Source organism: Sciscionella sediminilitoris, assembly GCF_000737195.2.
In the GTDB taxonomy this organism is placed as follows: Bacteria; Actinomycetota; Actinomycetes; order Mycobacteriales; family Pseudonocardiaceae; genus Sciscionella; species Sciscionella sediminilitoris.
In genome coordinates this window covers 47104-56755 of sequence record NZ_JALM01000055.1, presented here as the reverse complement: position 1 = coordinate 56755, position 9652 = coordinate 47104, and the positions used below count along the sequence as shown (strand labels likewise).

Here is a 9652-nt window from a genome sequence, read left to right as displayed (position 1 = left end):
CGGGACAACCTTTAGGGTTTTCCCGATGAACGCCGTTCTTGATGCTGCCGCTCTCGTGTTCCGGCGCGCCGAAGCCGCCGATGCGCGCGGTATGGCCGAGGTGTGGTTGCGTGCCTTCGCCGCCGCCCTGCCGACCGTGCGGCGCGCGCATGACGATGACGAGGTGCGGGACTGGTTCTCGGCGGTGGTGGTGCCCGAATGCGAGGCATGGGTCGCCGTGGACGGGGACTCTGGTTCCGGGGAAGCCGTGATCGGGTTGCTGGTGCTGGAGGACGCGGAACTGGAGCAGCTGTACCTGGAGCCGTCCTGGCGTGGCCGGGGCGTGGGAGACCGGTTCATCGCGTTGGCCAAGCGTTTGCGGCCCCAGGGACTGGGTCTGTGGACCTTCGAGGTCAACCAACCGGCGCGGCGGTTTTACGAACGGCACGGTTTTCTCGCCGTGCAGCGCACCGATGGATCCCGCAATGAGGAGGGCGAGCCGGATGTTCGCCTTGTCTGGCGGCCCGCGGAGACCGTTGCGCGATAGTCCGGCGGACCGAATTCGGGCCGCCCCGTGCGGATGCGGACTTCCCACGCGGTGTTGTGGATCAGGGTGTGGTGGTAGGCGCAGAGCAGCACCATGTTCTCCTCGGTGGTGAGTCCGCCGTTGGCGTGGTGCCGAATGTGGTGGGCCTGGGTGAGGGCTGGTGGTTTGTCGCAGTCGGGGTGTGCGCATCCCTTGTCTCGGGCGATGAGTCGGCGGCGCAGTGTGGGTGGTGGCGGTGCCGATGCCGTCACGCAGCTCCTGTTCGGTCATGGTGACCATGATGGTGAACGGTTCGCCGCCGTTTTCGGGAAAACTCTCCGGATTCGCCGCGAGCTGGACGATCTCGGCGAACGTTTCGGCATCCCGTTCACTCGGCCGTCGAAACACCGTGGCGCCGTCAACGGTTTCCGGGCTGCGGTTCTTGCCGAGTGCGTCGAGAACACCGCGCAGCTTCAGCCCGGTTTCCTGGTCCAGGTGGCCTTCGATGAGCCAGTCGCCGGTGCGTTGCTGTAGCCGGATTTCCCGGCGCGGTCGCGTGGGCGCATGCTCGTTCGGCGCTTGCCCATCCGGATCGAGCCGCGCATGCAGCCCCCGGATCGGGCGGCTCAACCCACGCGGCCCGGTCTCAGCGGCGATCTGCGCCAGGCAGTTCTCCGCGATCGGCCAGGATTCAGCGGTCAACACATCCGCGGGCAGTTCGGCGGCGAATTTACGTATCCGGTCCACGTGCTCGCTACCGATTTCCCCGCGCAAATAGGTTTCCGCGGTATTCGGCAGATCCGGCGAGAGTGGTTCACCACTGATGCCGAGCGCGCCGAACAAGGCCCGCGCTCGTTCGGCGATCCGACGTGTTTCGGCGAGACCCACGATGGGGTTGTTGTACCGGATTCGACCGAGGAATTGTCGCGCAGACTGCGTTGTCGACGGTGTGGCGGCTTGATAGCGGGGAAGCTTCCCGGGTGAGGTGTGAGTGGTTGAGGTTCGTACCTGGTTTCCGGAGATCCCCGTGGTCCACCGTAATGCCAGTCGGCCGGCTCCGCGATGGAGGCGGCTGGCGTGTCCACGGCCGAAACAGCCCCGAGCCCCGCCGCGCCGCCTCGTTCTTCACTAACCACGCCGCCATCGACGGCCAACCACCCATCACTCGCGTCGACAACGCGTCAGCAAGCTATAACCGGTCACGAAGCCAGCTCCGCCTCGATCTGTTCCAGGGTGCGCTGTTTGGTCTCCGGGACGAGCCGGTAGGTGAACAGCCAGGAGGCGAGGCAGATACCGGCGTAGATCCAGAAGGTGGCGCTGGCCCCGATCGCGGAGAACAGCGAAAGAAAAGTGAGCGCCACGAGCACATTGGTCAGCCACAGCGCGATGGTGGAAACGCTCATCGCGGAGCCGCGGATCCGCAGCGGATAGATCTCGGAGATCATCAGCCACACCACGGGACCGAGGCTGACGGCGTAGCAGGCCACGTAGGCGGCGATGCACACGAAGGCGGCGTAGCCACCGAATCCGGTCAGGCTCGGCAACAGGTAGACCGCGCCGAGCAGGGCGGCGGACAGGGCCATCCCGGCGAGCCCGATGAGCGCGAGCGGCCTGCGCCCGATGCGGTCGATCAGGCCGATGGCGACCACGGTGAGCAGGACGTTGACCACACCCACCCCGACCGTGGATAGGATCGCCCCGGAGGTGCCGAATCCGGTGGCGCGCAGGATGGACGGCGCGAAGTAGATGATCGTGTTGATCCCGGTGATCTGCTGGATGATCGCGAGCCCGACGCCGACGATCAGCAGCGGACGTACCCGCGGCCCGCGCAGCGCGGACAGTCCCCGCACGGCGCCGCGCTCGGTCTCCAGCACCCGGCCGATCTCGGCCAGCTCGGGCCCCACCTCGGCCGGTGCCCTTCCCTTGCGCAGCACGGATTCCGCGTCTGTCGGGCGGTTCTTGCTCAGGAACCAGCGCGGGGTGTCCGGGAGCAGCAGCATGCCGATGCCGAGCGCGATCGCCGGGATCGCTGCCAGTCCGAGCATCCAGCGCCAGGCCTGCGCCGGGGCGAGCGCGGAATTGATCAGATAGGACACCAGGATGCCGATGGTGATCATCAGCTGGTTGAGCGAGACGAGCGCGCCCCGGTTGGCCGCCGGGGTCATCTCGGCGATGTAGAGCGGAACCACCAGCGAGGCCGAGCCGACCGCGAGGCCGAGCACGAACCGCGCGATCACCAGGGTCCAGGTTTCCGGGGCGAACGCCGAACCGAGCGCACCGAGCACGAACACCCCGGCGGCGGTGATGAGCACCGCGCGCCTGCCGAACCGATCGGCGAGCCGGCCACCGGCCAGCGCGCCGACCGCGGCACCCACCAGCAGCGCGCTGGTCACCACGCCCTGCAGGAACGGGCCGAGCCCGAAATCGTGCGCCAGGAACAGCAGCGCTCCGGAGATCACCCCGATGTCGTAGCCGAACAGCATCCCGCCGAGCGCAGAGATCGCGGAAACGGCCAGCACGAAGCGGTTCATCGAGTCACCCGGAGATTGTCGAACTCCGCGTGCTGCCAGCCGTCCACGCCGAGCGAGACCTGCCCGATCGTGTAGTCCGGATCGGCGACCGTGGCCAGCTGCTTACCGTCCACGGTTGCGGTGACCCGTGCCCCGCGGGGGCGCAGTTCCAGGCGATGCCAGCCGTTCCCGGAGCCGATCCTGTCTTCCTTCAACGACTTCTGGGTGCCGTCGGCGGTGCGTTTCACCAGCTGCCAGCCGCCGTCACTGTTGAGCAGCAGGTGGTAGCCACTGGTTCCGTTCACCACGCGGGCGCCGAGATCCACGGTGCCCTTGGCGGCCAGCCGCGCGTCCACGCCCACGGTGTAGTCGGTCCAGTCCGGATCGCCGATCACCGTTTTCGGGGCGTTGTGCAGTTTGTTCCACTGCACCGGCTGCCGGTCCACTTCCTGGCGCAGGCAGTGCCCGGACCGGCCGGTGCACGGCGCGTTGGCGAAGCTTCCACCGAGATCGGAGAGATAACGCGGAGTCGGGCCGTGCTCGAAGTCCTCGGAATACGGCAGCTGCCAGGGATGCGCGGCCGGTGCGCTCGCGGATCCCTTGCCTTGCCCGCCCTTCGTGGAGAACGAGTACACCATGCCGGGCTCTGCGGTGAAGGCGAACTTCCCGTTCTGCGGGCTGATCGTGCCCGCATCGGTGAACCAGTCGCGCGGATCGTCCGAGTCCGGTTTCGTCGCACGCACGTGCACCGGGGCGTCGCTGAGCCCGTTGGAGACCTGGAAAGCCAGCCGCTGCGGGGTCTTGGCGTTCAGCGTCTCGGCGATACTGCTCCAGTCCGCTCCCTTCGGCTCGCGCAGGCTGACCACGCTGCCGCCCGGGATGCGGGTGCTCCCGCTGTCCAGATAACGCCAGCCGGGCGCGGTGAACTGGGTGGTCTGCGCGAGCACCCAGACGCTGGCGCCGAGCGCGTAGTGCCCGGACCACGGCTCGTTCGCCTCGAGCAGCCCATCGCCGTCGAACGGCAGTCCCTTGTAGGCCGACCATTCCAGTGCCCAGTTGATGTTCCCGGTCATCCGTCCATCGGTGTAGCCGCGGTTGATCGACCGGGCGAGTGCGGTGGCACCGAGGTCGTAGCGCTGGGATCCCTGTTCGCTCGCCCATAGCGGTTTGCCCGCGGTCTTGGCCTCCTTCGGGCTGGTGCAGTCGGTGTGCTCGGTGAGATAACCGCAGGGATAGTGCTGGCCGACGACGTCCACGGCGCGCGCGAATGCCTTGTCCTTGCCCATGTCCTTGAGCACATCCCAGTTGAAGCTGTCGTCGGCGACGAGTTTCACCCTGCGATAGCCGTGCTCGTCCAGCGCTGCGCGGAACCGGGTGTACCAGCCGGGATCGTTGCCCTTCTCGTTCCAGCCGCCCAGATAGTCGATGTTCAGGTGGTGCTGTTTCGCGCAGCGCATCCAGGAGAGCTGGTAGTCGATGAACTCGTTCGTCCACACCGTCTGCTTGCCCTTGCCGACCCAGCCGGGGGTGCCCCAGGTGAGCGCGCCCAGCTTGATGCCGGGATTGCGCTTGACCGCCTGCTCGGCGAGCCACCATTCGTAGCCGCGCCCGCAGTCCACCGCACCGGGCGCGCGTTCGTGGCTCGGTTCGCTGCCGTCGGTGGAGTTGGTGTCCCCGCCGATCTCGATCTTGAGCAGCTGGATGTTCGCCCCGTAGCCGGGTTTGAACAGATAGTCGAGGATCTGGGAGCGCTGTGGTTCGGGGTAGTCGATCAGCAGTCGCGAGGAAGCACCGGCGGAGAGTGCGCCGAGCCCGTCGAAGGTTCTGCCCGCGGCAGATCCGTCCACGCTGATCCTGGTCTGTGCGGCGGGACTCGCTCCGGTCATGGTGAGGGTGAGGAGTACCGCGAGACAGAAGGCGGCCGCTGTGCGCATGTGCACCTCCGGGAATCGGGAGCCGGCAAGGATCTTGCGGCCTCGGTGTGTGCTCCGTCAAGATTTATGCATAATTAATGTCGAATTCTCGGTAAGGAGGCGCGATGGGAAGCGAGCGGTTCACCGGCAGGGTCGCCCTGGTCACCGGGGGCGCGTCCGGGATCGGCGCGGCCACGGTGCGCAGGCTCGCCGAGGAAGGGGCCGCGGTGCTGCTCGCCGATATCGCCGACGGATCCGAGCTCGCCGCGCAGTTGCGCGCCGAGGGGTACCGGGTCGGGCACCGGCGCGCGGATGTGGCCGATGAGGGCGACTGGTCCGCGCTCGCCGAACAGCTGCGTACCGAATACGGACGCCTGGATGTGTTGCACTGCAACGCGTTCACCGTGATCCGGCGGCCCGCACAGGAGATGAGCCCGCAGGAGTGGGAACGCCAGATCGCGGTCAACCTCGGCGGCGCGTACCACGGGGTGCGTGCCTGTCACGGGCTGCTCTGGGAGAACTCCGGGGCGATCGTGTTCACCTCCTCGGTGCACGCGCACACCGGACTGCCCGCGCATCCCGCCTACGCGGCGAGCAAGGGGGCGCTGTGTTCACTGGCCCGTCAGCTTGCCGTGGAGTACGCGCCGCGGATCCGGGTGAACACCGTGCTCCCCGGTCCGGTGCTGACCGGGGCCTGGGACCGGGTGGATGAGCACGGCCGGGCGAGCACCGTCGCGGCCACCCCGGCGGGCCGGTTGGGGCGGGCCGAGGAGGTCGCGGCGGCGGTCGCGTTCCTCGCCGCGCCCGAGGCCTCGTTCATCACCGGAACCGAACTCGTCGTGGACGGCGGGTGGAGTGTGGCCAAGGAGTCCGCGTGACCGCGCGCGGACTGCACGGCCAGATCGTCGAGGCGATCGGTACCGGGATCGTGCGCGGGGATCACCCGCCGGGTTCGACACTGTTCGCCGAGGACCTGGAGCGCGAACTCGGGGTGAGCAAGACCGTGGTGCGTGAGGCGCTGAAGGTGCTCGGGGCCAAGGGAATGGTGGAATCACGGCAGAAACGGGGCACCGTGGTCCGCCCGCGCGCGCAGTGGCACCTGCTCGATGCCGACCTGCTGCGCTGGCACGGCGGTGCCCGCCCGGACCGGGATTTCCTTGGCAATCTCGCCGAGGTGCGCGCCATCGTGGAACCCGCTGGCGCCCGGCTCGCTGCCGTGCGGCGCACCGAGGAGGACCTGGCCGCGCTCGAATCCGCGATGGCGGCCATGGTCGCCGCGCACACGGACGCGGACGCGATGATCGCCGCGGATCTGGAATTCCACCGCGCCCTGCTCGATGCCGCGCACAACGAACTGCTCTCCAGAATGGATGTGGTGATCGTGGCCGGGCTCGGGGTCCGGGACCGGATCGTGCACGCGCGGGAGCACTGGGCCGATCCCGAGCCCGCGCACCGCGCGATCCTGGACGCGGTGCGCGCCAAGGCTCCCGAGGACGCGGTGCGCGCGGTCGAGGCGCTGCTCGAACAGGCGGAGGCGGATCTTCGGGGGTTCTGAGCCGGGAACTCTAGGCCGTGAGCCGGTCCTGCAGATCGGCGAAGTGCGCGGCCATCGCCTGGCTCGCCGCCTCGGGATCCCCGGTGCGCAACGCGGCGAGGATGGCGCGGTGGTTGTCCGCGACGCAGTCGGTCGCGTTCGACTCCGGGACCCGCATCCCGGCGCGCGCGTCCAGATAGGCGGTCCAGAACAGGTCCACCAGCTGGCCGATCAGCGGATTGTCCAACCCGGCGTAGAGCGTGTGGTGGAATTCCCGGTCCGCCTCGGCGTGCAGTTCCACCTGCTCCATCCGGGTGCACAGCTCGTCGAGCCGGTCCAGGGTGGCCGCCTCGAGTTCGCCCGCCAGCCTGCGGATGGTGCCGATCTCGATCAGGGCGCGCACCTCGACCAGATTGCGCAGTCCCTCGATGTCCCCGGCCAGCGCGCGGAAGGTCAGCGAGGGGGAGAGGGTGTGCAGCGAGGCCTCGCCAACGAAGGTGCCGTGCCCGTGCCGGATCTCCACGATGCCGAGCGCGCGCAGTGACCGGATCGCCTCGCGGACCGTGTTGCGGGACACCGCGAGCTGGTCGATCAGTTCGAGCTCGGTCGGCATCGGATCACCGGTGCGCAGGCCACGCTCCTGGATGAGACCGAGGATGCGGCGCGGCAGCGGGTCGAGTGCGGTCAAGAACGGCTCCTTTACAAAGTGCGCGGCCGGACCTATCGTACCCAGAACATAGGACGTCCAACGTCCAACATCTCCGGAAGTGAACCGCAGCGAGGCGTGGAGGTGCCGTGCGCGAACGAGGGTGGTACCGCCAGATCGACCGCGGGCAGTGGAAGGCGTTCGTCGCCGCCTGGCTCGGCTATCTGCTCGACGGTTTCGACTTCGTGCTGATCACCCTGGTGCTGACCGAGGTCAGCCACAGTTTCGGGCTGACCACGGTGGAGGCGGCGAGCCTGGTCTCGGCCGCGTTCATCTCCCGCTGGATCGGCGGGATGGCCCTCGGTGCGCTCGGCGACCGGTTCGGCAGGCGGACCGCGATGGTGGTCAGCATCGTGCTGTTCTCGCTCGGCACCCTGGCCTGCGGGCTCGCGCCGAGCTACGGGGTGCTGTTCGCCGCGCGGCTGGTGATCGGGCTCGGTATGGCCGGGGAGTACGGGGCCAGTTCGACCTATGTGATCGAGTCCTGGCCGCAGCGGTTGCGCAACAAGGCGAGCGGGTTCCTGATCTCCGGCTATTCCTTCGGCACGATCATCGCCGCCCAGGTCTACGCGCTCGTGGTGCCCGCGTTCGGCTGGCGCGCGCTGTTCTTCATCGGGCTCGCCCCGATCGCGCTCGCGATCTGGTTGCGCCGCAGCCTTCCCGAGTCACCGGACTGGTCGCGCGGGGCCAGCACGCCGACCATGATCGGGGTGCTGTTCACCGGGAAGCGCGCGCCGCTCAATCTGCTCGGCGCGGTGCTCGCGCTGGTGTGCCTGGTGCTCATCTTCACCCAGGCGGTGTCCAGTGTTCCGCTCATCGCGGTGCTCGGCGTGCTGACCGCGGTGGTGTTCCTCGCTTATCTGGTGCAGTTCTCCGGACCGCGCTGGCCCGCGACGATCGCGGTGATGGTGATCGTGTTCGCCGCCTTCCTCTACTCCTGGCCGATCCAGTCGCTGTTGCCCACCTACCTCAAGACCGATCTGGGCTACAGCCCTGCCGAGACGGCGAACGTGGTTTTCTTCGCCGGGTTCGGGGCTGCGGTCGGCTGCTGGGTGGCCGGGTTCATCGGGGACCGGTTCGGCACCCGCCGGGCCTATGCGGGCAGTCTGTTGCTCTCCCAGCTGGTGATCTTCCCGGTGTTCGCGGTCGGTGGGCACAGCCTGCTGTTGCTCGGCGCCCTGCTGTTCGTGCAGCAGGTGTTCGGCCAGGGCATTTCCGGGCTGCTGCCGAAATGGATCGGCGGCTACTTCGAGACCGGTCAGCGCGCCGCAGGCCTCGGGTTCACCTACAACGTGGGAGCGCTCGGCGGCGCGGTCGCCCCGGCACTGGGCGCGAGCCTCGGCGGTCAGCTCTCCCTCGGTACCGCGCTCGCGGTGCTGTCCTTCGGGCTGACCCTGATCGTGCTGGTGCTCATCGGGATCGACGCGCCGAACCGGCTGCAGCGCCTGCTCCGCCCGGCAGCGGCCTGGTCGGCGGACGCACTGGATGGCCGGAACTATCGGAAACCCCAACGAGAAGGAGCTCCACTGTGACCCGTCTGCACGGTGTCATCCCGCCCGTGTGCACCCCGCTGACCCCGGAATGGCTGGTGGACAAGGAATCCCTTGCCGCCCTCGTCACGCATCTGCTCGATGCCGGGGTGCACGGGCTGTTCGTGCTCGGCTCCACCAGCGAGGTGGCTTATCTGCCCGACGAGCATCGGCGCGAGGTGCTCGATCTGGTCGTCGCCCAGGTGGCCGGGCGAGTTCCGGTGCTGGCGGGGGCCATCGATATGAGCCCGCTGCGGGTGCTCGAACACGCCCGCGCCGCACGCGAGGCGGGCGCCGACGCGATCGTGGCCACCGCCCCGTTCTACGCGCGTACCGACGAGCACGAGATCGAGCGGCATTTCCGCACTATCGCCGAGCGGGCCGGATTGCCCGTCTATGCCTATGATCTGCCCGTTTCGGTGCACAGCAAGCTGTCCGCGGGCCTGGTGACCCGGCTCGCCGCGGACGGGGTGCTCGCCGGGCTCAAGGATTCCAGCGGCGAGGACGGGGCGCTGCGCGGGCTGCTGCTCGAACTGCGGGCAAGGGAACTCACCGAGTTCGCGGTGTTCACCGGTTCCGAACTGACCGCCGACTACGCGCTGGGCATCGGCGCGGCCGGACTGGTTCCCGGGCTCGGCAACGTGGATCCGCACGGTTATGTGCGGCTCTACGAACACGCCGTTGCCGGGCGGTACGCCGAGGCGGCCCGGGAACAGGAACGCCTCGTGCGGCTGTTCGACATCGTCAACGCGGGCGCGGCCGAGCGGATGGGGCGCGGTTCCTCGGCGCTCGGTGCCTTCAAGGCGGCGCTCGAACTGCGCGGCATCCTCGCCCATCCGACCACGGCGCCCCCGCAGATTCCGCTCAACGAGACCGAACGTGCTTTCGTGCGCGCGCATCTGCAGCGGGCGGGCCTGCTCGATCGGTGACCGAGCCGTTCGGAGTCCGCGTCAAG

Annotated in this window: 9 protein-coding genes and 1 pseudogene; 5 read left to right on the top strand and 5 right to left on the bottom strand. The window is 68.5% G+C overall.

From position 1 onward, the window contains the following. Positions 1 to 526: GNAT family N-acetyltransferase (locus AD72_RS21890; protein ID WP_304437799.1), on the top strand; the 526-nt coding region annotated here is incomplete at its 5' end. On the opposite strand, the gene AD72_RS37680 is transcribed toward AD72_RS21890, so the two are convergent. From AD72_RS37680 to AD72_RS21875, 4 genes and pseudogenes are all read right to left on the bottom strand, one after another. Further along, positions 415 to 777 carry an HNH endonuclease signature motif containing protein gene (locus tag AD72_RS37680; RefSeq protein ID WP_231644924.1) on the bottom strand — a complete coding sequence of 121 codons (363 nt, stop codon included), beginning with the start codon at positions 775 to 777 and terminating at the stop codon, positions 415 to 417. The genes AD72_RS21890 and AD72_RS37680 overlap by 112 nt on opposite strands. 43 nt (positions 778 to 820) lie before the next feature. Next, positions 821 to 1393: pseudogene (locus tag AD72_RS37675) on the bottom strand (DUF222 domain-containing protein); the annotation flags it as partial. Between the two features lie 311 nt (positions 1394 to 1704). Further along, a complete protein-coding gene (locus AD72_RS21880; protein WP_037346870.1) occupies positions 1705 to 3036 on the bottom strand; it encodes a sugar porter family MFS transporter in 1332 nt (443 codons plus the stop codon). Continuing rightward, positions 3033 to 4949 carry a glycoside hydrolase family 30 protein gene (locus AD72_RS21875; RefSeq protein ID WP_051898872.1) on the bottom strand — a complete coding sequence of 639 codons (1917 nt, stop codon included), beginning with the start codon at positions 4947 to 4949 and terminating at the stop codon, positions 3033 to 3035. Before AD72_RS21875 ends, AD72_RS21880 begins: the two co-directional genes overlap by 4 nt. Positions 4950 to 5053: 104 nt before the next feature. Between AD72_RS21875 and AD72_RS21870 the strand changes: the two genes are divergently transcribed. Next, positions 5054 to 5806 carry an SDR family NAD(P)-dependent oxidoreductase gene (locus tag AD72_RS21870; RefSeq protein ID WP_031468418.1) on the top strand — a complete coding sequence of 251 codons (753 nt, stop codon included), beginning with the start codon at positions 5054 to 5056 and terminating at the stop codon, positions 5804 to 5806. Further along, positions 5803 to 6483, top strand: a complete 681-nt coding sequence (locus tag AD72_RS21865; RefSeq protein WP_031468417.1) for a FadR/GntR family transcriptional regulator — start codon at positions 5803 to 5805, stop codon at positions 6481 to 6483. The genes AD72_RS21870 and AD72_RS21865 overlap by 4 nt, the downstream gene beginning before the upstream one ends. A 10-nt stretch (positions 6484 to 6493) precedes the next feature. Here the strand turns inward: AD72_RS21865 and AD72_RS21860 are convergent, their stop codons facing one another. Then, complete coding sequence (locus tag AD72_RS21860; protein ID WP_031468416.1) at positions 6494 to 7150, bottom strand: FadR/GntR family transcriptional regulator; 657 nt, start codon at positions 7148 to 7150, stop codon at positions 6494 to 6496. 107 nt (positions 7151 to 7257) lie between these two features. Here AD72_RS21860 and AD72_RS21855 point away from each other — a divergent pair, with 107 nt between their 5' ends. Then, a complete protein-coding gene (locus AD72_RS21855) occupies positions 7258 to 8700 on the top strand; it encodes an MFS transporter (protein WP_031468415.1) in 1443 nt (480 codons plus the stop codon). Further along, positions 8697 to 9626: a dihydrodipicolinate synthase family protein gene (locus tag AD72_RS21850; protein WP_031468414.1), complete on the top strand. Its 930-nt coding sequence runs from the start codon at positions 8697 to 8699 to the stop codon at positions 9624 to 9626. Before AD72_RS21855 ends, AD72_RS21850 begins: the two co-directional genes overlap by 4 nt. The last annotated feature ends 26 nt before the right edge of the window (positions 9627 to 9652 follow it).

Coding starts and splice junctions, on each gene's coding strand:
- AD72_RS21875 (WP_051898872.1), bottom strand. CDS start 4,949: ATGCGCACAGCGGCCGCCTTCTGTCTCGCGGTACTCCTCACCCTCACC.
- AD72_RS21870 (WP_031468418.1), top strand. CDS start 5,054: ATGGGAAGCGAGCGGTTCACCGGCAGGGTCGCCCTGGTCACCGGGGGC.
- AD72_RS21880 (WP_037346870.1), bottom strand. CDS start 3,036: ATGAACCGCTTCGTGCTGGCCGTTTCCGCGATCTCTGCGCTCGGCGGG.